Genomic DNA, 22874 nt, shown 5'->3' on the forward strand with positions numbered 1-22874 from the left:
GCCCAGTGACCACCGGGTCGGCGGCCGCCCCCATGGGGGACAGGGACCTGGCGATCGGGGTGGACATCGGCGGGACCAAGGTCGCCGCCGGTGTCATCGACGCCCAGGGGACGGTGCTGGCCTCCACGCGGCGACCGACCCCGAGCCATGATCCGGCCGAGGTCGCCGGAACCGTCGTCGAGCTGGTGGCCGAGCTGCGGCAGAGCTTCGAGATCCGCGCGGTCGGTGTCGGCGCCGCGGGCTGGATCGACCGGGATCGCTCCACCGTGCTCTTCGCGCCCAACCTGGCGTGGCGGGACGAGCCGCTGCGGCAGGTGCTGGCGGACCGTGTCGGCCTGCCCGTGGTGGTCGAGAACGACGCGAACGCCATGGCCTGGGCCGAGTACCGCTTCGGCGCGGGCCGCGGCCATTCCGACCTGGTCTGCGTCACGGTCGGGACGGGCATCGGCGGTGGCATCGTCCTGAACGGGCTGCTGCACCGCGGCGCGTTCGGGATCGGCGCGGAGATGGGCCACATGCAGATGGTTCCCGGTGGGCACGAGTGCGGCTGCGGGAACACCGGTTGCTGGGAGCAGTACGCCAGCGGCCGGGCGGTCGTCCGGGCGGCTCGTGAGATCGCGGCGGAGTCGCCCGAGGCGGCTCTGCCGATGCTGGGCGGGCGCCAGGCCGCGGATCTGACCGGCCCGGATGTCACGGCCGCCGCGCAGCAGGGTGACCCGGCCGCGCTGGCCTGCCTGGAGCAGGTCGGTCACTGGCTCGGCCAGGGTCTCGCGAACCTGGCCGCGGTCCTTGATCCGAGCCGCTTCGTCGTCGGCGGTGGCGTCTCGGACGCGGGCGAGCTGCTGGTCGGCCCGGCACGCACCCGGTTCCGCTCGGTGCTGTCCGGCCGCGGTCACCGGCCGGAGGCCGACGTGGTGGTCGCCACGCTCGGCTCCGCGGCCGGCATCGTCGGTGCCGCCGACCTCGCCCGAAGCTAGCCGCGTCGCCGCGGCGACCGGCGTTACGTCCGAGACGCCGCCGCTGCCGGGCAGGATATGAGGATCGTGGTCGTCAGAACGATCAGAATCCTCAGATCTTCCAGCTGCGGCTACGGCGAGATCGTTCGCGTCAGGCGTGGTAGTCGGGGACGAGCTCGGTGGCGAGCTGCTCGAGGAACAGGCCCGCGTCGGCGACCACGCCGAGGGCGTGGGCCGATGTCCGGTCCGTCAGCCCGGTCACCGTCGACGGGTTCATGTCGACGCAGGCCACCGGCACCGACGCCGGCAGGATGTTCCCGGTCGCGACCGAGTGCAGGGTGGTCGCGACCATCACGGTGAAGCCGACGCCACGCAGCGCGGCCCGCATCGCCCGCTGACCGGCGAGGATGTCGGTGTGCACGTCGGGCAGCGGGCCGTCGTCCCGGACCGAGCCGACCAGGACGAACGACTTCCCGGCCTTCACCATCGCGTGCATGATCCCCTCGGTGACCAGCCCGCTCTCGACCGCCGCCCGGATCGACCCGGCACGGCGGATCGTGTTCACGGTGCGGATGTGCTGCTCGTTGCCGCGCTGCACCCGCCGGCTGTGCGGGCTGCCGAGGCCGAACGAGCTGCCGAACAGCGCGCGTTCGAGGTCGAGGGTGGCAAGCGCGTTCCCGCCGAACAGCACGTCGACGAAGCCCGCCTCGACCAGGGCGGTCATCGCCCGGGACGCCCCGGTGCTCACCACGGCCCGCCCGGCGACCCACAGGACCTGGTAGCCCTCCGCCTTGATCTCGCGGATCTGGCGGGCGACGGTCTTGACCAGCACCGCCTGCGGGCGTGCCGCGCTGGAGCTGAACGACATCGACGCGAACTCGCCGTGCACCCGGGTCGAGTGGTCGGCGACGGGCAGCACGACCTTCACCCCGTCGGCACCGCAGACGATCATGTCACCGGCGCGGACGTCGGCCACCGGAACGGTGCGCACCCGGCCGCCGGAGACGATGAGCCCACAGTCCATCTCCGGGTGCTCGACGGGTACCCACTGGCCGCCGAGGTGCACGACGGTCTCGAGGTTCGTCGTCGAGTAGAAGTCCTCCGGGAAGACACCGTCGGCTTCGGCGGGCCGGGTCACGGCTTCGCCGGAGACCAGTTTGTTCACCCCGTGGACCTGGACGCGCATCAGGATCCGCGCGAGGGTGGACGCGGAGTCGGCCCCGACGGTGATGACGGCGTGGGACTCGTCGTCGTGGGTCCGCCCAAGGTCGATCTTGTCGACCCGGTAGTCGCCGCCGTAGGCGAGGACGTCGTCCAACACCCGTGCCAGCACGCCGGTGTCCATGAGGTGCCCGTGCACCTCGACCTGCTCATGAAAACGCACGCAGCCGCCCTTCGCCTGTCCTGCCGGTCCGCCAGTCGCGCTGCCTCACGCCACTGCGGAAGGCTGCGCCGGTCGTGCAAATGCCGGTCGTGCAAATGCCGATGGACCGGGCGGCCCGCGGGACCGCCCGGTGTTCCACCGGCGTGATCAGACGACCGCGCCGTCGTCCGGTCCGTCGAAGTCCGTCGGGGGCCGGTCACCCAGGCGGGCGACCAGCGTCCCGACGCCGCCGAGAATGAGCAGGACGCCTGCGACGTCCCGCGATCGAGCCTGCACCATCCCGATCAGGGACGGCACCACCAGGATCGCCACGCCGAGCGCGATGGAGCCGAGCGCCCAGCGGGTGCCCGGCCGCATCCGCGGGATCGGCGGCGCCGGCGGCGGAATGTAGTGGTCTTCGTCCGAGTCCTCGCCGGCGGAGAACGGGTCCGCGCCGCCGGCGGGCCGCAACGCCGCCCGCACGGCCTCGTCAAGCCGGTCGATGTCGCCGGGCCTGGAGCCGCTCGGCGGCGTGTCGCCGTCCCGGTCCCGGTCCCGGTCGCCGTCCCGGTCGCGGTCCGCTTCGCCGGTCGGAGCGCGATCGACGTCGCCACCGGTGAACGGGGACGGGGACGTGGACGAGGACGGTGCCGCCGGGGACGGGGGGATGGTCCGCTCGCCCGGGTCGTCCTCGGCGAGGTGACGCCCGTCCGGCGGCATCCCGTCCGGGCGCCGGCCGGACGGCCTGATGATGATGATCGGTGACCGCCGGGGCTCGTCGAGGTCCTCGGCGGCCGGCCACGACTGCTCGCTGCCCGCCGGCTCCTCGTGGAAACGAGCGACCAGGTCGAGGAAGGCCGCCTCGTCGGTGGCCGGGGAACGCCGCTCGCCGGCGCCGCTGTCCGTGCTGCCGGTGTCCGTGCTGCGGGTGTCGGCGTCGCCGGTGTCCGCGGCGGCAGCAGACGAGGGGGTGTCGCCCAGGCTGGTCGGGCCGTCCCCCGCCGGGGCGGTGGGGCTGCCGGGCTCCGTGGGAACGCGGTCGGGGTCCGCGTCCTGCGGCCCGGGACCGGAGACGTGGTCGGTCATCGCGCCGCGGCCTCGGGCTGGGTGGTGACGAACTCCACACTTCCTTTGAAGATCGTTTCCTTGTCGTTGTCGAGCGTCGCCACGTGGTAGCTGTCGTGCAGGAGCCGTTCCTCCACGGGTGCCGACGTGATCCCCTCGAGCAGCAGCCGGCCGGACGTCGGCTCGACCACGTGGTCGACGACGCTGCGATAGGCCACCACCGGGCACACGATGCGCCCGAGATCCGCACGGGTGACGGCCCACAGCTCGCGCAGGGAGGCGAACGCCCTCGTCGGTACCCGTGTGTAGCCGACCTCCCGGACACCGGACGCGCGGATGTCACCCGCGACGCCGGGGACGGTCGGCATGACCCGCCAGAGCAGCGGCGCCAGCGCGGCGATCCGCCGGTCCGTCCCGAGGCTCGCGTTGACGGTCACCGCGCCGGCGACACGGGCCCCGTGCACCTCGGCGAGGCGGAGCGTGAGGGTGCCGCCCATCGACAGCCCCATGACGAAGACCCGCTCGCAGGTACGGCTCAGCTCGCCGAAGGCCTCGTCGGCGGCGCCGAACCAGTCATGCCAGGTGGTGCGGGCCATGTCCTGCCAGCGGGTGCCGTGGCCGGGCAGTCGCGGGCAGCTCACCCGCAGACCGGCGGCGGCGAGGTGCTCACCCCACGGGCGCATGCTGTGCGGCGAGCCGGTGAAGCCGTGCACGAGCAGCACACCGGTTCCGCCGTCGCCGCCGGCAGCTCCCGGGCCCGCGCCCGCATCGGCCGGGCCCGCACCGCGAAGATCGAAAGGCTCGGCGCCAGGCAGGACCGCCGACTCCGGGACTCCCGCCATTGGCTATCCACTCCCTCCGCGTCGAGTGCCCACGACGCACCCGCCGCAGATCATGGGGTGGGCACTCCCGGTGACGGTACGGGCAGCGCACCCGGAGTCGCGTGAGGGCCGGCCGACCGAACCATGGCTGCTGAGCCCGACATGCCGCCGGTCGGCCCCAGCACAGGGGTGGTCAGGGGTGGCCCGGCGCGCCCTCTGGCTGCGGGAGAACCGACACCGACAATTGCATGCTCGCATGCCAGGGCCCGACTGGCCATGGTCGCGTGCTTTTCCTGACTTCTCGGCCGGGCCACTGATCGTCCGGTGTGTTCCGTGCGTGACTCCTCTGCCGCCGGGCGTGGTCCCCGCCCGATGTTCGGACGGACCCGGCCTCCCAGCTCCGCGAGGCGGCCGGAGAATGACACTCCGACATCGGCACCGTCGGTGGACGATGCCGTGTGGTGGACGATGTCGTGAGGGGTCCATATGGTCACCCCGGGCAACCCGTTCCACCCGTTCCCCGTTGGGTATGGGTGAGGCCGGGCGCGAGCGTCCGGGAATGCCGCCGGCGGGCGGCGGTGCGACGAAGCGGGGAGCTTGCGTGTTGTACTGGGTCGTCAAGGCCATCCTGACGCCGGTGCTGCGGCTGTTCTGGCGGCCGTGGGTGGAGGGTCTCGACCAGGTGCCCACCCGGGGGCCGGCGATCCTCGCCAGTAACCACCTGAGTTTTCTGGACTCCTTCTTCCTGCCGCTGGTGGTGCCTCGGCGGATCACCTTCCTCGCGAAGAGTGACTACTTCACCGGGGTCGGCTTCAAGGGCTGGAGCAAGCGGAAGTTCTTCAAGGGGGTCGGTCAGGTCCCGATCGACCGCAGTGGCGGCCGGGCCAGTGAGGGCGCGCTGCGTACCGGTGTGCGGGTGCTCGGCTCCGGCGAGCTGCTCGGGATCTACCCGGAGGGCACGCGTTCGCCGGACGGCCGGCTCTACCGCGGGAAGATCGGCGTCGCGCGGATGGCTCTGGAGGCCGGTGTGCCCGTGATTCCGGTGGCGATGATCGGGACGTTCGAGGTCCAGCCGCCGGGCCAGTTCATGCCGCGCATCCGCCGGGTCGGAATCCGGATCGGGCGTCCGCTCGACTTCAGCCGGTACGCCGGGATGGCCGACGACCGCTTCGTGCTCCGGTCGATGACGGACGAGATCATGTACGAGCTGATGTCGCTGTCCGGCCAGGAGTACGTCGACATGTACGCGCAGCGGCGCAAGGAGGAGCTCGCCGCGGCCCGTGAGGCCCAGGCCAGGGAGGCGGGCCGGGGCCAGGCGGAGCCCTCGGCCGTGGTCGAGCCCTCGGCCGCGGCCGAGCCGCCGGTTGTCGGGGAGGGGCCGGCCACCCGTGCGGGGAAGGACCCCGAGCGGGCACCGGTCTCCGGTTCCTGACCACGCACAACCGCGCCCGAATCCGCTGCCCCAGGCGGCTCCCAGGCCGCTGCCCCAGGCCGGTCTGACCCGTTTGGGGAGGGCACGGCAAGATTGCACCGTGCGTGGCGTGACGGGGTTTTTGCCGAGGAGATCCAGCCGTCGGGCCGGGCGTCGGACCGGCCGGTCGGTCGCGGCGGTGCCGCTGCTGGCACTGCTGCTGCTTGCCGTCCCGATCATCCCTGCTGTCGGCGCCGGGCCGGTCGGGCGCGCTGAGGCGACCTCCGCGCCGGGCACCGCGCAGGCGGCCGGTGCGGCCCAGCCGCCCGCCGGCACCGTGTCGCGAACAGGCAGCTTCCTCACCGACACCGCCGGGCGGGTGGTGCTGCCCCGCGGCGTCACCGTGCCCGCGGGGACGGTGCCGACCGCCGCCGACATGGCCCGGTGGATCGACTACGGCTTCACCGGCAGCCGCATCGAGGTGCCGATGACGGCCGGCGGCCGGTTCCCGCCCAACGGTGAGCGGCCGCCGGCGGGTGACCCCGAACAGGGCGGGCTGGAGCAGGTCGGGGCCGTCGTGCGTGACCTCACCGACCACGGCCTGTTCGTCGTGATCGGCATCGTTCCCGGCAGTGCGGGCTACACGCCCTCGACGTCCGATCTGGCGGCCGGGCTGCGTCGGCTCGCGGGCCGGTTCGGTGCGGTCGGCGGGCTGATCGGCTTCGAGGTGCCGACCTCGACGGCCGCCGAGGACCTTGCCGCCACCCTGCGCTCCAGTGATCCCAACCACACGCTGTGGGTCGCCCAGGCGGCACCGTTCGACCCGGCGGCCAGGGTCGCCGCGAACGGCGCGGCCGGGTACATCACCGGCTGGGCGGACGGCTCCCGGGCCCGGGTCGGGGCGCTGGCCGACGCCGGCGACGTGTTCAACCTGGGCTGGTTCTACGACGAGCCGGTCACCGGCCGTCCCAGGACCGGCATCGGCGCCGGCCAGGTGCGGGCCGCGGCCACCCCTCCGGCGGAGGTCGTCCGGCCCTACCCGGCCGCGGTGGCGGGCATTCCGGAGTCGTACGGGAGCGACGCCTCGGGAGTGTTCCGCCTCACCTACCGCACCTCCTCGGCGGTGCGCGGCGCCTTCCCGGCCGGCACGGCGACCGCGATCGTCGTGCCGGGGTGGAGCTACTCGTCGGGCTACCAGGTCCGGGTGACCGGTGGCCAGGTCACCTCGGCGCCCGGCGCGGGCGTTCTGTGCGTCGTCGCCTCGGCCGGCGCGGCCGAGGTCAGCGTGGAGGTCGCACCGGCAGCCGGTGCCGCTCCCGTCGCGCCGGCCCGGGCGGGTGCGGTGAACTGCTCGTCGGGCGCGGCGCACTCGGCACAGGCCACGCAGGGGTCGCGGGCGGCCGACGACGCCGCGGCCGACGACGCCGCGGCCGGCGAGGCCGCAGCCGGCGGAGGCGGTGGCGCCGGCGTCGGCAGTGGCGGTGGCGACGATGCCGACTCCCCGCTGTTGCTGCTGGTCCTTCCGCTGCTCGGTGCGGCGCTGACCGCGGCCGTGCTCGGGCCGCTCTTCCTGCGCCTTCGGCGCCGCTGACCGGACGGTCCGCGCGGGTGCCCCCGGCCGGCGGGGATGCCCGCGGCGGCGCCCTTCGACCCGCGGGGCACACTGGACGAGTGGGCGGCCGATTCTTCTACGACACCGAGTTCATCGAACGCGACGATTCCGGCCATCACTGGCTTGACCTGGTGAGCATCGGGATCGTCAGCGAGGACGGCGAGCGTGAGTTCTACGCCGTCTCCACCGAGTTCGATCCGGCCCACGCCGTCCCCTGGGTGCGGCGCAACGTCCTCGACCGGCTGCCTCCGCCGGCGAGCCCGAGCTGGATGTCGCGGGAGCGGATCCGGGACGAGGTGGTCCGCTTCCTGACCGCGGACGGTGCGCCGGAGCTGTGGGCCTGGTACGCCGCCTACGATCATGTGGTCCTCTGCCAGCTCTTCGGGAAGATGCCGGCCCTGCCGCGGCGGCTGCCGCGGTTCACCCACGACCTGCGGCAGCTGTGGGAGGACGTCGGCAGCCCGACGCTCCCGCCGCCGCCGCCCGACGCGCACGACGCGCTCGCGGACGCGCGGCACAACCTCGCCCGCTGGCAGGTCCTCAGCGCGTTGCGCCAGCGGATCGTCGCCGACGCGCCGTCCGGGTAGCCGCCCAGGGCCCCGCCCCGCTGCACCAGGCCCCGCTGCACCAGGCCCCGCTCCACCAGGCCCCGCGCTCCCGCGGACGTCCCTTCGCGCGCTCGGACGTGTCTTCGCGTGCTCGGGCCGTCCCCGCGCTCGCCTCGACGTCCCGTGTTTGCCTCGACCTGCCTGCCGCCGGACGTCCAATATTACTGAGAGTGTTTGACATGCCACGCCGAGTTTCTGAATGGCGTCGAGGTTGGGCGGCTGCGGGCTAGGCTGCCGCCGGAAGTGCGAGGGATCGGGGGCGACTCGGGAAGAGAGGGCCCTGGCTGTGAAGATCGGTGTGCTGACCGGTGGTGGCGACTGCCCCGGACTGAACGCGGTCATCCGCGGCGTCGTCCGCAAAGGAGTCGGCCTTTACGGCCACAGCTTCGTCGGATTCCGGGACGGGTGGCGCGGCCCGCTGGAGAACGACACGATGCCCCTGGACATCGCCGCCGTGCGCGGAATCCTGCCCCGCGGCGGCACCATCCTGGGCTCCAGCCGGACGAATCCGTTCGCCTCGGCGGACGGTCCGGCCCGCGTCCGGGAGACGATGCGGCGCACGGGCGTCGACGCCCTGATCGCCATCGGCGGTGAGGACACCCTGGGCGCCGCGGCCCGCCTGCACGCGGAGGGTATCCCGGTGATCGGGGTACCGAAGACGATCGACAACGACCTGTCCGCCACCGACTACACGTTCGGTTTCGACACGGCGGTGAACATCGCCACGGAGGCGATCGACCGGCTGCACACGACGGCCGAAAGCCACCACCGTGTCCTCGTGGTGGAGGTCATGGGCCGGCACGCCGGCTGGATCGCGCTGCACAGCGGCATGGCCGCGGGGGCGAACGTCATCCTGATCCCGGAGCGGCCGTTCGACATCGACAAGGTCTGCGCCTTCGTCGAACAGCGGTTCGCCACCAGCTACGCACCGATCATCGTGGTGGCGGAGGGCGCCACTCCGATCGCCGGGACCATGATGGTGAAGGAGGGCGAGCTGGACGCCTTCGGCCATGTGCGGCTGCAGGGGATCTCCGCGCTGCTGGAGACCGAGATCCGGGGGCGGACGGGCCGCGAGACCCGGGCGACGGTCCTCGGCCACGTCCAGCGGGGCGGGACGCCGACCGCCTTCGACCGCTGGCTGGCGACCCGGTTCGGGCTGCACGCCGTCGACGCCGCGCACGACGGCGACTTCGGCGTGATGGTCGCCCTGCACGGGACCAGGGTGGAGCGGGTGCCCCTCGCGGAGGCCACCGGCGAGCTCAAGACCGTGCCTGAGCACCTGTACGAGGAGGCCGAGGTCTTCTTCGGCTGACAGCGCACCAGCGCCGCGGCGCCCGTACCGCGCAGATCCACCCGATCCACCCAGACCACCTGAATCATCCGGACCGCCGGCCTGGCGGGCGGTCCGGGTGGTTCGGCTGTCTGACGGGCGACGGTCCGGCGGGCGACGGACGAAAGCACGGGAGTTCTCGCCGCCAGACCCGTACCCTGGTGACTCGTGAGCAATGACCTGGACATCTGGCGGACCCTTCCGGCCAAGCAGCAGCCCTCCTGGCCCGACCAGGGCGAGCTTGCGGCGGCGTTCGCCGAGCTGTCAGGGCTGCCTCCGCTGGTCACGGCGCCCGAGGTGCGTTCGCTGACCGACCGGCTCGCGATGGTCGCCCGCGGCGAGGCGTTCCTGCTCCAGGGCGGCGACTGCGCGGAGACGTTCGCCGCCAACACGGCCAACAAGATCCGTGACAAGGTCAAGACGCTGCTGCAGATGGCGGTCGCGCTGACCTACGGCGCGAGCACCCCGGTGGTGAAGGTCGCGCGTATCGCCGGGCAGTACGCCAAGCCGCGTTCGGCCGACATCGAGTCGTCGACCGGGCTGCCCTCCTACCGGGGCGACGCGGTGAACGACATCGCGGCTACGCCGGAGGCCCGCCGCCCGGACCCGAAGCGGATGGTCGCTGCCTACCACCAGAGCGCCGCCGCGCTGAACCTGGTCCGGGCCTTCGCGACCGGCGGCTTCGCGGATCTGTCCAAGGTGCACGAGTGGAACAAGGCCTTCGTCCGTGACTCGGCCGCCGGCCGCCGGTACGAGCTGATGGCTGTCGACATCGAGCGTGCGCTGGCGTTCATGGCGGCCTGCGGGATCGACCTCGAGCGGACCGCGGCGCTGACCGGCGTGGAGATCTTCACCAGCCACGAGGGCCTCCTCATGGAGTACGAGCGTGCGCTGACCCGTACCGAGGAGTCGACCGGCGAGGTCTACGACCTGTCGGCGCACATGATCTGGATCGGCGAGCGCACCCGTGACCTCGACGGCGCGCACGTCGACTTCCTGTCCCGGGTCGGCAACCCGATCGGCTGCAAGGTCGGCCCCACCGCCTCACCGGACGACGTCCTGGCCCTCACCGAGCGGCTCAACCCGGAGCACATCCCCGGGCGGCTCACGCTGATCGCGCGGATGGGCGCCAAGCGCGTCCGCGACGTGCTGCCCCCGATCATCGACAAGGTGAACGCCGCCGGGCATCCCGTGGTGTGGTCCTGCGACCCGATGCACGGCAACACCCAGGACGTCAGTGGGGTCAAGACCCGGCACTTCGACGACGTCCTGGACGAGGTCTTCGGGTTCTTCGAGGTGCACCGGGGCCTGGGCACCCACCCGGGTGGGCTGCACATCGAGCTGACCGGGGAGAACGTGACCGAGTGCCTCGGCGGTGCCGAGCAGATCGGCGAGGCTGATCTCGGTGGCCGCTACGAGACCGCCTGTGACCCGCGGCTGAACACCGGGCAGGCACTTGAGCTGGCCTTCCTGGTGGCGGAGATGCTCCAGCAGACCCGTGCCGATCGGGACGCCCGCCACCACCGCTGAGCGGCGCCGGCCCGCGCGGCGGTGCCGGCCGACGACGACCCCTGCCGACGACTATTCGGCGGGGGTCGTCTGCGTCTCGGCGGGGGTCGTCTGCGGCTGGCCCGGTGCGTCGGCGGATGAGGTCGTAGCTCCGAGCACGGTGGTCCCCGACTCCGTGGCAGGCGCCGGTTCAGTGGCGGGCGCCGGTTCAGTGGTGGGCGCCGGTTCCGCGCTGCCTGCCGCGACGTTGCCCGCCATGTTGCCGCCCGCCTGAGCCGCGGCGCCGTCGGACGCGACGGAATGCGGCGAGGCCGTCTGCACGGTGCCGTCGGCGGAGGCCCCCGTGGAGCCCGCGTCGGGGTCGGAGCTGACGCCGAACCCGACGCCGACGTAGGACACCAGGTCCCTGGAGGCGTCGAGGAGGCCGGCGGTCTCCAGCGCTCCCGCCCAGGCCGCGGCGTCGAGGCCGGCGGAAGCCTGTGGGGTGGCGGTGGCGCTCTGCGGCGTCACCGGGTCGGTGCTCGCCTGCGCCGCCGGCTCCGATCCGGACGACGCTTCTGCTCCGGCGGCACCGGCGTCGGCACCGGTACGGGCGTCGGCACCGGCGTCAGCGGCTGAGCTTGACGGCGGTGCCGGCAGCGGCAGGCTGGGAGCGATGCCGCTGGCCGCGGCGTCGACCGCCGGCGCTTCCGGGGAAGTCTGTGCCGGCTGTGTGGCGGCCTGCGACTGGGGCGGCCCGACCGTGCTCGCCCGTGGGGGACGGGGAGCTGGCCCGGGGTCCGCCGTCGCTGTTCCCGCCGAGGTGTTCCCGTCGCCCGCGGTGGCGGTGCCCGGCCCGAGGGCGGATCCGCTCCCGGAGCCGACCGATGCCGGAGCCCCTCCGGAATGCGCGGAGGTGAAGGTCAGTACCGAGCCGACGTCGCTGATGATGCGGCGTGCCTCGGTCGCGTCAGGGCCGGCGTTGCTCCCGAGCACGCCCAGCAGTGCGTCGAGGCGCGTCGACTGGTCTGTGTTGAATTCGTTGAGCGTCTTCCAAGCGTCCGTGTTCCCGGAACGGATCTCCTCGATGAGGACCTCGCTGCCGGCGGCCGCGTCGGTGCACCAGTCGTGCAGCAACGCGGCCGCCGTGGTCAGGTCGCGCGCCCGGACGGACCCGCCGCCGGCCGTGGCGTGTGCCGCCGGGGGCGTGGCGGCGGTCTGCCCGCCCGACGTCGGTGCGCCGGCAGCGCCGGAGCCGGCGCCTGGCCACGCCGTGGGGGAGGCTGGCCGCGCCGCCGGTGTGCCGGTCGGCCAGGGCTGCCCGAGCGCCGGGCCGAGCCCCGCCTCGCCGGCACCAGGACGGGCCAGCGGGTCATCCTCCGAAGCCGCAACCGGGTCGTCGGCGGAGCCGGGCCGCGCGGCGTCGCCGTGACCCGAACCGGTTCGGCTACCCGCGCCGGTGGCGGCGCCCCCCGTGGCCGAGGTGGCCTGACCGAGGACGGCGGTGAGCTCGTCCATCCTCGTCCGGGCCACCGCCAGCTGGGCCTTGGCCCGTTCCACCCGGCTGGCCGCGAGGCTGACCTGGAGCTGCTCCACATGGCGCTTCACGCCGTACAGGAACTCGCCGGGCAGTGCGTTCGTGGAGCTCACCCCGACACCGACCGCCGCGACGGACGCGGCCAGCGCTCCGACCAGCGCGGGGCGGGCGGAGCGCACCGCTCTGCGCAGAGGTGCCCGGTCGGGGCGGGTGACGATCGTGGCCCGGTGGGCCGGAGCGGCGCCGGTGCCCCCCGTTCCGGCGGTACCCGCTGTGTCGGCCGTACCCGCTGTGTCAGCCGGGTCGGCCGTGTCAGCCGCGTCGGCCGGGCCAGGCGCGCCGGTTGGGCTGGTCGCGCTGACCGGCTCGGGCGCGCTGATCGGGCCGGTCGTCACGGCCGGGCCGGCGGCGTCGGTGAGACCGGCGATGCTCAGGCGGGCGAGCAGCATGGCGCGGGTCTCCGCGCGGGTGCTGGGTGACATCGCCGGGACGGGCAGCGCCCGCAGGGTGGAGATGGTTCGAGCCAGCTGCTGTTCGTACTCGTCGCGAGGGGGACGCCCACCGTCGAGCAACGCGGCGGCACGGTCTGCCCGCGCGCTCCGCCGGCGCGGCCCACCACTCGCCACCACGCCGCCCCCCGCGTTCTGGCTCCGGTACTCCGGGACCGCGGCTCACGGCCCGAGTGAAGATCGAATGTACCCGATCGGCGTCGCGGAGGCGGTGACGCCGATTGTTTCCCGACGGCGCGGCGCCCGGCCTGGCAGGTCAGCCCGGCCGGGTCAGTTGGTCACGCCCCACTCCATCTGAAGCTGGACCGTGCTTCCCCGCTCGATCTTGCTGCCGGCCTTCGGCTTCTGGGACTTCACCTTGTTGGCGATCCAGTCCTGCCGGGCAGCCTTGAGCCCGACGCGGTTCAGGATGCGCTCGGCGTCCGACCAGGACTTGCCCACGACGTTGGGCACGGTCACCATGACCCCGCTGCCGTCGCCGCCACCGGAGTCGGAATCGGAGTCGGAGTCCTTGGCGACGAAGAGGGTGACGGTGGCACCCGCGTTCACCCGTTGGCCGGGGCTCGGCGAGGTGCGCGCGACCTGGCCCGGCTCCACGCTGTCGTCGGTGATCAGCGACTGCTTCACGGTGAGGCTGAGGCCCAGCGCGTCCAGCTTCGCCTTGGCCTCGTCGTAGGTCAGCCCGACGAGGTCGCCGGGGATCTCCGCCGTCGACGGCCCGGAGCTCACGTACAGGATCACCGGTGTGTTCCGCTCGACCGCCGTGCCGGCCTGCGGCTCGGTTCGGATGACCTGGCCCTCGGGGACGGTGTCGTTGGCCTCCGCGTTGCGCCCGCCGACCGTGAGCTTCGCCTGGGTCAGCTCGACCTGGGCCTGTTCGGCGGTCTTCCCGGCGAGAGCAGGAACGACCGCCTTCGGTGTGCCGCTGCTCAGCCGAAGCGTCACGACGGTGTCGTCGCTGATCTTGGCGCCGGTCTCCGGGTCCTGCTCGGCGACCTGGCCCTCGGCGTACGTGTCGCTGGCGAGCGTCTGGCCGTATTTGAACCTGATGCCGGCCTCGTTCAGGTTCTTCTCGGCCGCCGCCTTGGTCAGCCCGAGCAGCAGCGGCACCTCGGGCTTGGTGCCGCCCAGCAGCGCGCGGAACAGGACCACGCCGAGGACCAGGCAGACCACCACGACACCGGCGATGACCGCGGGGCCGGCGGGCAGCCGCCCGGACCGGGCCTCCTGCGGCCGCCGGCGGCGGCCCTGGCCCGAGCCGGTGCTGATCATGCTGGTCGGCGCGACCGGTGGCCGAGGCGGCTGCGCCGGCTGGGCGCCTGGGTACGCCCCCGCTCCTGGGCCCCGCGGCGGGGTAGGCGACTGCAGCGGGCCGGTGAACCCGGAGTGGTACTCCTCGTCGTCACCGGGCGCGGGAAGGTAGGGCAGGATCGCCCGCAGCTCGGCGAGCAGCGCGGCGCCGTCGGCCGGCCGGTGGTTCGGGTCGCGTGCGGTGGCCCGCAGCGTGAGCGCGTCCAGCTCGGCGGGGACGTCGAACACGACCGAGGACGGCGCGGGCACGTCACCGTGGACGGACTGGTAGGCCACCGACATCGGCGTCTCACCGTTGTGCGGGAGCTGGCCGGTGATCATCTCGAAGAGCATGACGCCGGCGGCGTAGACGTCGCTGCGCATGCCGGCGGTGCCGTGGGTGACCTGCTCGGGTGCCAGGTACCCGACGGTGCCCATGACGACGCCGCCGGTCACGGCCTGGGTCGGCTGGGACACCGGCCGGGCGAGCCCGAAGTCGGCGACCTTCACCTGGCCGTCGTCACCGAGCAGGATGTTCTCCGGCTTGATGTCGCGGTGGATGATCCCGGCGGCGTGCGCGGCGGCGAGCGCCTCCGCGACGGGCTCGAAGATCTCGACGACCTCGGGCACGGTCAGCCGCCCGCGGGTGGTCAGGTACTCGCGCAGCGACCGCCCGCGTACCAGCTCCATGACCAGGTAGTGCAGGACGCCGGCCGCCGTCCGGTCCGAACCCTGGTCGAGGATCGACACGACGCGTGGCGTGCTGAGCCGGGCGACCGCGTTCGCCTCCCGGTGGAACCGGGCCACGAACTCGGGGTCGTGGCTGAGGTTCGGGTGCATGATCTTGAGCGCGACGAAACGGTCGAGGCGGTTGTCGTGCGCGACGTACACCGTCGCCATCCCGCCGACGGCAAGCCGCTCCTGGGCGGTGTACCGCCCATCGAGAAGACGACCGATGACAGGGTCGGTCACCGTGGCATCCACGGGGACAGTTTACGATCGGCCGTTCCGACCGTCGGACAGTGGTCTTACTTCGCAAATCCGTCGGAGTGGCGCCCAAACGGGCGGGACTTTCGTCACAAAGTGGTGAATCTGCGCCGGAGTGGCACGACCAGCCGCGGATTTTCTTCTGGGCCGGGCGAAATCTCGGCGCCCGCGCGGGCGGCCCACCTCGGCCGGCGCGGCGCGGCTCACACCCATTCCCCGCCGTCCCCGCCGCCAGCTGCGGGAACTGGCTGGGTACCTCCACTTCTGGTGCTTACACTGTGGCGTGACCGGGGAGCCCGCGGACGCGGGCTGAGAGGCCGATCAGGATGCCGTCGGCGACCCGCAGACCCGATCGCGGTCATGCGCGCGTGGGGAGGAATCGCTCGATGACACAACAGATCACGCCGACGGGTCCTGCCATCAAGGCAGGTCCGGCCGGCCTGGCCGGCACGGCCGGTGCGGCCGCTGCGGCCGGCCTCGGGGAGGACCCCCTCCAGATCGCCGGCACCGCCTACGCCAGCCGGCTCCTGGTGGGCACCGGCAAGTTCGCCAGCCACGAGCTGATGCGGGCGAGCCTGGTCGCCTCCGGCGCCGACATCGTCACCATCGCGCTGCGCCGGGTGGACCTGTCGCGGGCGGGAGAGGGCGACGTGCTCGACTTCGTCCCGGCCGGGATGACGCTGCTGCCGAACACCTCCGGGGCGGTCGACGCGGCCGAGGCGCTGCGGCTGGCCCGGCTCGGCCGCGCGGCGACCGGCACCGCGCTGGTGAAGCTGGAGGTCACGCCGGACCCGCGCACCCTCGCACCCGACCCGATCGAGACGCTGCGCGCGGCGGAGCTGATGGTCGCCGACGGGTTCACCGTGCTCCCGTACTGCTCGGCCGACCCGGTGCTCGCCCGCCGGCTCGAGGAGGCCGGCTGTGCCACGGTGATGCCGCTCGGCAGCTGGATCGGCTCCAACCGCGGCCTGCGGACCCGGGACGCGATCGAGGCGATCGTCGAGACCGCCGGCGTCCCGGTCGTGGTCGACGCGGGCCTCGGCGCGCCGTCCGACGCCGCCGAGGCGATGGAGATCGGTGCCGACGCGGTGCTGGTCAACACCGCGATCGCGATCAGCGCCGATCCGGTCATGATGGCGCGCGCGTTCGCGCTCGCGACCACCGCGGGGCGGCTGGGGTATCTCGCCGGTCGCGCGCGGCCGGGTAGCGCGACGGTGGCCGCGGCGTCCTCCCCGCTCACCGGCTTCCTCGGCTCGCTCACCGACGACGGCGCCGGTGGCGCGGTCGGCAGTGGCGCCGTGAGCAGCGGCGCCGTGAGCAGCGGCGCCGTGAGCAGCGGCGCCGTGAGCAGTGGTGCCGTGAGCAGCGGCGCCGTGAGCAGTGGTGCGGTCGGCAGCGGCACCGTGAGCAGCGGCGTTGGCGGGGGCGCCTGATGGCCAGCCCGCCGGGCCTGTTCGCCCACGAGCTCGCCGCGCTGGACATCCCGGGCCTGGCCTGCTCCGCCCGCGAGGCGGGCCCGGCCGAGGTGGACGCGGTGCTGCGCCGGGCGGCCGCCGCCGGCCGGGGTGGCGGCGCGCACGGCGACACCGGCGGCCGTCTCGGCCTCGCCGATCTCGCCGTGCTGCTGTCGCCGGCCGCCACCGGCCGGCTGGAGGAGCTCGCGCAGCTCGCGCAGGCGACCACACTGCGGCGCTTCGGGCGGGCGGTGCGGATGTTCGCCCCGCTCTACGTGTCGAACGCCTGCCTGTCGTCCTGCACGTACTGCGGCTTCGCGAAGGGCCTGGAGGTGGCGCGGCGCACACTGACCCCGGAGGAGGCCGTCGGCGAGGCGCGCCTGCTGGTCGACCTCGGTTTCCGGCATCTCCTGCTGGTCTCCGGCGAGCACCGGATCGAGGTCTCCGCCGACTACCTGGTCGATGTCGTGGAGCGGCTGCGCCCGTTCGTCCCCTCGATCAGCATCGAGACCCAGACCTGGTCGGACGACACCTACACCCGGCTGGTCGCGGCCGGCCTGGAGGGGGCCATCCACTACCAGGAGACGTACGACCGGGCGCGTTACGCCGAGGTCCACGTCGCCGGCTGGAAACGCGACTACGACCGCCGGCTGGCCTCGTTCGAGCGGGCGGCCCGCGCCGGGGTGCGGCGCCTGGGCCTGGGGGTGCTGCTCGGGCTCGCACCGGACTGGCGGGCCGACATCCTCGCGCTCGCCGCGCACGCCTCGTTCCTCAGCCGCCGCTTCTGGCGGACGGAGGTCTCCGTGGCCCTGCCCAGGATCAAGCCGAGTGCCAGTGGTTTCCCGCCCACCGTGGTGGTCTCCGACGCCCAGTTCGTCCAGGCGCACGCGGCGCTGCGGCTGTTCGAGCCGGATGTCGCCATCTCGCTGTCGACGAGGGAGCCGGCGGCGCTGCGCGACGGGCTGGCCCGTATCGCGGTCACGACGATGAGCGCTGGTTCGTCCACCGAGCCCGGCGGCTACGGCCGGCCCGGCACCGCCCAGGAACAGTTCTCGATCTCCGACGAGCGCTCCCCGGCGGACATCGCGGCGATGCTGGTGGCGGCCGGTTACGAGCCGGTCTGGAAGGACGCCTTCCCGCTGGTGGACGCGTCCCGGTGACCGCAGGGCGGGCAGGCGATGCTATATCCCGGTGGGGTGGGCCGCTCGTCGCTGTGGTCGAAACGACTACCGCGCGACGCCAGGAAAAGGCGCCAATAGCTTCAGGATGCATGGATCAGGTGGGCTGATGGACCGCATCGTTGTCGTCGGTGGCGGGCTCGCGGGCGGGCGAACCGTCGTCGAGCTGCGTGAGCAGGGATTCTCCGGGGCGATCACACTGGTCGGCGCCGAGGAGCACAGGCCGTACGACCGGCCGCCGCTGTCCAAGGCGGTGCTGTCCGGCCGGACGGATGACACGACCCTGCCGTTCGACCTCGACGGTGTCGAGCTGCTGCTGGGCCGGCACGCGACGGGCCTGCGCCCGGGTGTGCTGGAGACCGACGGCGGCCCGATCGAGTTCGACGGGCTGGTCCTCGCGACCGGTGCGGCCCCGGTGCGGCTGCCGGGCTCCGCTGACCAGCGGGTGCTGCGCACCATCGACGACGCCCGGGCGCTGCGGGAGACGCTGCGCCCGGGGGCGCGGCTGGTGGTCGTCGGCGCCGGCTGGATCGGGGCCGAGGTCGCCACGCACGCCGCCGCGCACGAGGTGGCGGTGACCGTCGTCGAGGCCGGCGCCAGCCCGCTGCTGGCACTCGGGCCGGTGGTCGGCGGGCACACCGTGCCCTGGTACTCCGCCGCCGGCATCGACCTGCGCCTCGGTGCCGCTGTCGCGCAGATCCGTTCGGACGGTGTGGAGCTCGCCGGCGGTGAGTTCCTGCCCGCCGACGCCGTGGTCGTCGGGGTCGGTGTCCGTCCCGACGTCTCCTGGCTGGAGTCGTCCGGGCTGGCGCTCGACCGCGGCGTCGTCGTCGACGAATGGATGTCGGCCGTACCCGGCGCCGGCGGCGCGGGTGGCTACCGGCCCGGGTCGGTCGTCGGGGCCGGTGACTGCACGGCCTGGTGGTCGCGCCGCTATGAGCGCCGGATGCGGGTCGAGCACTGGGAGTGCGCCCAGGAGTCGCCCCGGGTCGCCGTCGCCACCCTGCTGCGGACGCTCGCCGGCGGCCAGCCGAGCTCGGAGTCGCCGGACGACATCTACAACCCGGTGCCGTACTTCTGGTCGCAGCAGTTCGGGCGCATGATCCAGTTCGCCGGTCTGCCCGGCCCGGACAGCACCCTGGTGCTGCGCGGCGATCCGACCGCGGTCGCCCCGCCCGGGGCCAAGAAGGCTCCCGGCTGGTCCGCCGGCTGGTTCGCGCCGGACGGGCGCCTGGTCGCCCTGGCCACCGTCGCCCGGCCGCTGGACATGGTCGCCGGCCGGCGGATGCTGCTGGCCGACGCGGCGCCGGACGTCGCCAGGTTCAGCGACCCCGGAATCGCGCTGAAGGAGCTGGCCCCCCAGCCGGCGTAGTCGCAGGCCTTGGTTCAGCTGGAGGGCCCGGCGTAGCTGCCGGGCCCGGCGTGGCCGCGCGCCCGGCAGGCGTGGCTGCTGGACAGTGTGTGCATGGATGCGATGTGTGCCCGGACGGTACGGTGAGTGCCTGGGCGTACCACATGCACACACTGTGCTCGTCCAGGCAGTTTCTACTAAAGTGCCGGCGTGCCAAGCATTCACCTGGTTTCGAACCTCCCTGGCGTGAATGCGCTCGGTGATCATCTTCGCGCGGTCGGTCTCGGTCCCACGTCCGCGCGTTCGGCCGATGCTCTGCTCGTCCTGATCGACCGGCCGCTGGATCACGTCGAACAGGACCTGCTCGACCGCGCGCGGCAGTCCGTGCCGGTGCTGCTGGCCGGGCCGACGGTCCGGTCACTGGCCCCGGACAGCCCGCTCATCGAGGCGTCCGGCCTCACGCCCGGCCGGGTGACCCCCGCGTACGAGCTGCGGCTTGCCCCCGGTCCGGACGGTGCGACCGTCGCCGCCCGGCTGGGCTCCTTCACACCGCGCGACTCGTGGATCGTCCCCGAGAAGGTCGCCGAGGACGTCGAACGGCTGCTCACCGTCCGCCACGAGATGAGCGATCAGCCGATCTGCACCTGGCGTCCCGCGAGCGGCCTCGGTGTCTTCACCCTGGGCACCTCCGCGCAGGTGCTGGCCGACCCCCGCTACCACCGGCTCGTCGGGCGATGGCTGCGGCACGCGCTCGGCGTCCGCGACGGTGCGTCGGTCAGGGCCGGGCTCATCGGTGCCCCGGATGTCTTCGGGGTGCACACCACTGCTCTGGACGCGGTCGACGGCCTGACGCTGGCCGCGCTGTGCGACGGCGGGATGTCCCCGGGCCCCGGCCAGGACGTCGACCGGTTCGCCCGGCGGGTCGACGACCCGGACGACCTGGTCAACGACCCCGAGCTCGGGCTGGTGATCGTCGCCACCCCGACCCACACCCACGTCGAGTGGGCCCGGCGCGCGCTGGAGGCCGGCAAGCAGGTGCTCGTGCACCCGCCGGTCTGCCTGAGCACCCAGGATCTGGACGAGCTCACCACGCTCGCCACCAGCCGGTCCCGCGTGTTCGCCGGCTATCCCGAAGGCCTCAACGACCCGGCGCACCGGGCGATGCGCGCGGCGGTCGGGCGCGGCGACCTCGGCGGGCTGCTGTGGATCGAGATCTTCTCCGGTGGGCTGCGGCGGCCCACCGGCAGCTGGCATGACGACGAGCGGATCAGCGGCGGCCTGATCTTCGACCGTGGCGCCGCGCCGCTGGAGCGCATCCTCGACCTTGTCGACGACCAGGTCGAATGGGTCAGCGCCTCGGCGCACAAGCGGGTCTGGCACCACGTGACCAACGCTGACCATGTCCGGATCCTGGTGCGGTTCGCGGGCGGCTGCGAGGCACAGGTGACGATCTCGGACGTCGCCGCGGGTCTGCGCCCCGGCACCCAGCTGGTCGGCACGACCGGCTCGCTGGTCGCGCGGCCGAAGGGCTCGCCGGTGCTCGTCGGCCATGACGGGCGGCGGGTCACGCTGCCCGTCGACGCCCCCGACCCCGCGCTCTTCCACCGTGAGTTCGCCGACCACCTGGTCTCCGGCTGGCCGCTGGCGCACGGCAGCGCGCAGCGGACCCGGGCGCTGGTGTCGCTCCTGGAGGCGGCACGCAGGTCGGCGGCGTCCGGCGGCACCCAGGTATCACCGACCTGACTTGGCCCTTCCAAGGTGTTTACTCTTGACCATGGATTGGCTGACCTTGCCCGACGTGGCTGACGCACTCGACGTGCCCGTCACGCGGGTGCGCCAGATGGTCCGCGACCGCACACTTCTGGCGAAGCGGTTCGACGGTGTCCTGAAGGTGCCCGCCCTGTTCATCCAGGACGGCGCGGTGCTCAAGGGCCTGCCCGGCCTGCTCACCGTGCTCTTCGATGCCCGATACAGCGACGACGAGGCACTGGACTGGCTGTTCCGCGAGGATCCGAGCCTGCCTGGAACGCCGGTCAGCGCGATGGTCGAGAACCGGGGCAAGGAGGTGCGGCGGCGCGCTCAGGCACTGGGCTTCTGAGCGCCCGCGCTCCGAGCGCCTGTTCCTCCACCCACCAACCTTCCGACCCGGGTCCGAGCCAGCGCTCGGGCCCGGGTCGGCCTGCTTGCGCTGTCGGTGAACCGCCGGAGCCGGGCGTCCGCTCCCGTAGGGTCGTCGGTATGGCTGATCGTCCTACCGGCGCCCAGGCGCGGATCGTGGTCAACGGGGAGGCGAGGGAGGTGCCGGTCGGGCTCGCCGTGGCGGACCTGCTCGTCCAACTGGGCCTGCGGCCGGGCTCGGTCGTCGTCGAGCTGCGCGGGGAGGCGCTGACGCCCTCGGAGACGGCCGCGGCGCACCTGGCCGACGGCGACGTCCTGGAGATCGTTCGCGCTGTAGCGGGAGGCTGAGCCGGTGCCACTGTCAGAGAACGTCCCGGCGTCAGCCTCGGCGCCGCGTGCCCGCCGGCTCGCCCGGCTGCTCGACGCCCGGCTGTACCTGTGCACGCCCCGCCACCAGGCCGACGCCGCCTTCTACGAGAAGGTGCTGGGCGACGGCCGGGTGCCGGGTGTGGACCTCATCCAGCTTCGGGAGAAGGGGCTGGAGTGGCGCGACGAGCTGGCGGGGCTGGCCGCGATGGCGGCCGCGGCCGTGCCGTCCGGTGCGCTGGTCAGCGCAAACGACCGGGCGGACGTCGCCCGCTTCGCCGGGGTGGACATCCTGCACGTCGGCCAGGACGACATCCCGCCGCGGCTGGCGCGTGAGCTGCTCGGGCCGGACGTGCTGATCGGGAAGTCCACGCACGACCCCGACCAGTTCCTCACCGCGCTGGCCGATCCGGACGTCGACTACGTGTGCGTCGGGCCGGTGCACGCGACCCCGACGAAGGAGGGCCGGGCGCCGGTCGGGCTGGAGCTGCCCCGGCTCGCGGCCCGGCACGCGCCGCCGTTCGAACCGGGCGCGAAGCCGTGGTTCGTCACCGGGGGAGTGGCCCCGCACACCCTGGACGCCATCCTGGAGACGGGTGCGCGCCGCGTCGTGGTGGTGCGGGGCATCACCCAGGCGACCGATCCGGGGGCGGCCGCGGCCGCGCTCGCGGGCCGGCTGCGCGCGGCCTGACGCCTGGCGGGGCGGGCGCGACCGTGGGTCACCTGAGCTATCTGGCGGTGCTGCTGGGCTGCCTGGTCGCGACGGCGCCGCTGGAGCTCCTGCTGCGGACCAGGGTGTACGCCCGGCCACGGCGCCTCGCGCTGGCGATCGCGCCCGTGCTGGTCGTGTTCGTCGGCTGGGATCTGTATGCGATCGCCCGCGGCCACTGGGACTTCGACCCGCGCCGCACCACCGGCATCGTCCTGCCCGGTGGCCTTCCTCTCGACGAGGTGCTCTTCTTCGTCGTTGTGCCGGTGTGCGCGGTGCTCGCGCTGGAGGCGGTCCGGGCCGTGACCCGGTGGCCGGCCGGTGACGAGGGCGACGGGCGCGGTCCCGGGCAGGCCGGACATCCCCGGGGCCGGCATCCCCGGGGCCGGCGGTGAGCTACACCGCGCTGGCGGTCGTCGGGGTCGTGGCAACCCTGGTGCTCGACCTGTGGATCCTGCGGACCAGGCTGGTCACCCGCAAGCTGTTCTGGACCGCCTACGCGATCATCGTCTTCTTCCAGCTCATCACGAACGGCATCCTGACCGGCTTCGACATCGTCCGGTACGACCCGGAGGCCATCGCCGGGCCGCGGCTCGTGTTCGCGCCGGTCGAGGACCTGCTGTTCGGGTTCGCGTTGGTGACCCAGACCCTGGTCTGGTGGGTTTGGTGGGGACTACGTCACGGAAACGAGTGAATTCGGCCTCCGGGTCCACTTTCGGGC

At 73.4% G+C, this 22874-nt stretch carries 20 protein-coding genes and 1 riboswitch; of the genes, 15 read left to right on the top strand and 5 right to left on the bottom strand.

The annotated features are described in order from the left end of the window. Window positions 1-5 precede the first annotated feature (5 nt). Window positions 6-977 (top strand): ROK family glucokinase, encoded by a 972-nt coding sequence (locus ACG83_RS14260; RefSeq protein WP_054566713.1) that lies wholly within the window; start codon window positions 6-8, stop codon window positions 975-977. Between the two features lie 130 nt (window positions 978-1107). Here ACG83_RS14260 and ACG83_RS14265 read toward each other — a convergent pair whose 3' ends face one another. The 3 genes from ACG83_RS14265 to ACG83_RS14275 form a co-directional block, all read right to left on the bottom strand. Further along, a complete protein-coding gene (locus tag ACG83_RS14265; RefSeq protein WP_054566714.1) occupies window positions 1108-2340 on the bottom strand; it encodes a hypothetical protein in 1233 nt (410 codons plus the stop codon). A 147-nt stretch (window positions 2341-2487) separates the two neighbouring features. Next, entirely contained in the window at window positions 2488-3405 is a 918-nt protein-coding gene (locus ACG83_RS14270; protein WP_054566715.1) for a hypothetical protein, read from the bottom strand. After that, window positions 3402-4226, bottom strand: coding sequence for a carboxylesterase (locus tag ACG83_RS14275; RefSeq protein ID WP_054566716.1), 825 nt, complete (start codon window positions 4224-4226; stop codon window positions 3402-3404). Before ACG83_RS14275 ends, ACG83_RS14270 begins: the two co-directional genes overlap by 4 nt. A gap of 580 nt (window positions 4227-4806) precedes the next feature. Here ACG83_RS14275 and ACG83_RS14280 point away from each other — a divergent pair. From ACG83_RS14280 to ACG83_RS14300, 5 genes are all read left to right on the top strand, one after another. Beyond that, window positions 4807-5637: a 1-acyl-sn-glycerol-3-phosphate acyltransferase gene (locus ACG83_RS14280; RefSeq protein ID WP_054566717.1), complete on the top strand. Its 831-nt coding sequence runs from the start codon at window positions 4807-4809 to the stop codon at window positions 5635-5637. A 178-nt stretch (window positions 5638-5815) separates the two neighbouring features. Next, window positions 5816-7207 carry a hypothetical protein gene (locus tag ACG83_RS14285; RefSeq protein ID WP_054566718.1) on the top strand — a complete coding sequence of 464 codons (1392 nt, stop codon included), beginning with the start codon at window positions 5816-5818 and terminating at the stop codon, window positions 7205-7207. An 80-nt stretch (window positions 7208-7287) separates the two neighbouring features. Further along, entirely contained in the window at window positions 7288-7815 is a 528-nt protein-coding gene (locus ACG83_RS14290; RefSeq protein ID WP_054566719.1) for a polyadenylate-specific 3'-exoribonuclease AS, read from the top strand. A 307-nt stretch (window positions 7816-8122) separates the two neighbouring features. Then, window positions 8123-9148, top strand: a complete 1026-nt coding sequence (locus ACG83_RS14295) for a 6-phosphofructokinase (protein ID WP_054566720.1) — start codon at window positions 8123-8125, stop codon at window positions 9146-9148. A gap of 186 nt (window positions 9149-9334) precedes the next feature. Beyond that, window positions 9335-10696: a class II 3-deoxy-7-phosphoheptulonate synthase gene (locus tag ACG83_RS14300; protein ID WP_054566721.1), complete on the top strand. Its 1362-nt coding sequence runs from the start codon at window positions 9335-9337 to the stop codon at window positions 10694-10696. 51 nt (window positions 10697-10747) lie between these two features. On the opposite strand, the gene ACG83_RS14305 is transcribed toward ACG83_RS14300, so the two are convergent. Together ACG83_RS14305 and pknB are read right to left on the bottom strand one after the other, a co-directional pair. Then, a complete protein-coding gene (locus ACG83_RS14305) occupies window positions 10748-12820 on the bottom strand; it encodes a DUF5667 domain-containing protein (RefSeq protein WP_152991382.1) in 2073 nt (690 codons plus the stop codon). 150 nt (window positions 12821-12970) lie between these two features. Beyond that, on the bottom strand, window positions 12971-14962 hold the full coding sequence (gene pknB, locus ACG83_RS14310) for a Stk1 family PASTA domain-containing Ser/Thr kinase (RefSeq protein ID WP_054566723.1): 1992 nt from the start codon (window positions 14960-14962) through the stop codon (window positions 12971-12973). 293 nt (window positions 14963-15255) lie between these two features. Further along, window positions 15256-15369: riboswitch (TPP riboswitch) on the top strand. On the opposite strand from pknB, the gene ACG83_RS14315 reads away from it, so the two are divergent. The 9 genes from ACG83_RS14315 to ACG83_RS14355 all read left to right on the top strand — a co-directional run bounded on the left by ACG83_RS14315 (window position 15364) and on the right by ACG83_RS14355 (window position 22847). After that, a complete protein-coding gene (locus ACG83_RS14315; RefSeq protein ID WP_054566724.1) occupies window positions 15364-16410 on the top strand; it encodes a thiazole synthase in 1047 nt (348 codons plus the stop codon). Its footprint overlaps the riboswitch before it by 6 nt. Next, entirely contained in the window at window positions 16410-17591 is a 1182-nt protein-coding gene (gene thiH, locus ACG83_RS14320) for a 2-iminoacetate synthase ThiH (protein WP_054566725.1), read from the top strand. Before ACG83_RS14315 ends, thiH begins: the two co-directional genes overlap by 1 nt. A gap of 127 nt (window positions 17592-17718) precedes the next feature. Beyond that, window positions 17719-18981, top strand: coding sequence for an NAD(P)/FAD-dependent oxidoreductase (locus ACG83_RS14325; RefSeq protein WP_054566726.1), 1263 nt, complete (start codon window positions 17719-17721; stop codon window positions 18979-18981). A gap of 189 nt (window positions 18982-19170) precedes the next feature. Next, on the top strand, window positions 19171-20703 hold the full coding sequence (locus tag ACG83_RS14330; protein ID WP_054566727.1) for a Gfo/Idh/MocA family protein: 1533 nt from the start codon (window positions 19171-19173) through the stop codon (window positions 20701-20703). Between the two features lie 31 nt (window positions 20704-20734). Next, window positions 20735-21058, top strand: a complete 324-nt coding sequence (locus ACG83_RS14335; RefSeq protein ID WP_054566728.1) for an Rv2175c family DNA-binding protein — start codon at window positions 20735-20737, stop codon at window positions 21056-21058. 140 nt (window positions 21059-21198) lie between these two features. Further along, window positions 21199-21426 carry a sulfur carrier protein ThiS gene (gene thiS / locus ACG83_RS14340; protein ID WP_006545313.1) on the top strand — a complete coding sequence of 76 codons (228 nt, stop codon included), beginning with the start codon at window positions 21199-21201 and terminating at the stop codon, window positions 21424-21426. A gap of 4 nt (window positions 21427-21430) precedes the next feature. Continuing rightward, complete coding sequence (locus ACG83_RS14345; protein ID WP_054566729.1) at window positions 21431-22135, top strand: thiamine phosphate synthase; 705 nt, start codon at window positions 21431-21433, stop codon at window positions 22133-22135. Between the two features lie 23 nt (window positions 22136-22158). After that, complete coding sequence (locus tag ACG83_RS14350) at window positions 22159-22548, top strand: lycopene cyclase domain-containing protein (RefSeq protein WP_054566730.1); 390 nt, start codon at window positions 22159-22161, stop codon at window positions 22546-22548. Next, window positions 22545-22847, top strand: a complete 303-nt coding sequence (locus tag ACG83_RS14355) for a lycopene cyclase domain-containing protein (protein ID WP_054566731.1) — start codon at window positions 22545-22547, stop codon at window positions 22845-22847. The genes ACG83_RS14350 and ACG83_RS14355 overlap by 4 nt, the downstream gene beginning before the upstream one ends. The last annotated feature ends 27 nt before the right edge of the window (window positions 22848-22874 follow it).

It is taken from the genome of Frankia sp. R43 (assembly GCF_001306465.1).
Lineage (GTDB): Bacteria > Actinomycetota > Actinomycetes > Frankiales > Frankiaceae > Parafrankia > Parafrankia irregularis.

Bases quoted from the DNA above. Each gene is read 5' to 3' on its own strand.
- ACG83_RS14270 (WP_054566715.1), bottom strand. From the start codon at position 3,405: ATGACCGACCACGTCTCCGGTCCCGGGCCGCAGGACGCGGACCCCGAC.
- ACG83_RS14275 (WP_054566716.1), bottom strand. From the start codon at position 4,226: ATGGCGGGAGTCCCGGAGTCGGCGGTCCTGCCTGGCGCCGAGCCTTTC.
- ACG83_RS14315 (WP_054566724.1), top strand. From the start codon at position 15,364: ATGACACAACAGATCACGCCGACGGGTCCTGCCATCAAGGCAGGTCCG.
- thiH (WP_054566725.1), top strand. From the start codon at position 16,410: ATGGCCAGCCCGCCGGGCCTGTTCGCCCACGAGCTCGCCGCGCTGGAC.
- ACG83_RS14325 (WP_054566726.1), top strand. From the start codon at position 17,719: ATGGACCGCATCGTTGTCGTCGGTGGCGGGCTCGCGGGCGGGCGAACC.
- ACG83_RS14335 (WP_054566728.1), top strand. From the start codon at position 20,735: ATGGATTGGCTGACCTTGCCCGACGTGGCTGACGCACTCGACGTGCCC.
- thiS (WP_006545313.1), top strand. From the start codon at position 21,199: ATGGCTGATCGTCCTACCGGCGCCCAGGCGCGGATCGTGGTCAACGGG.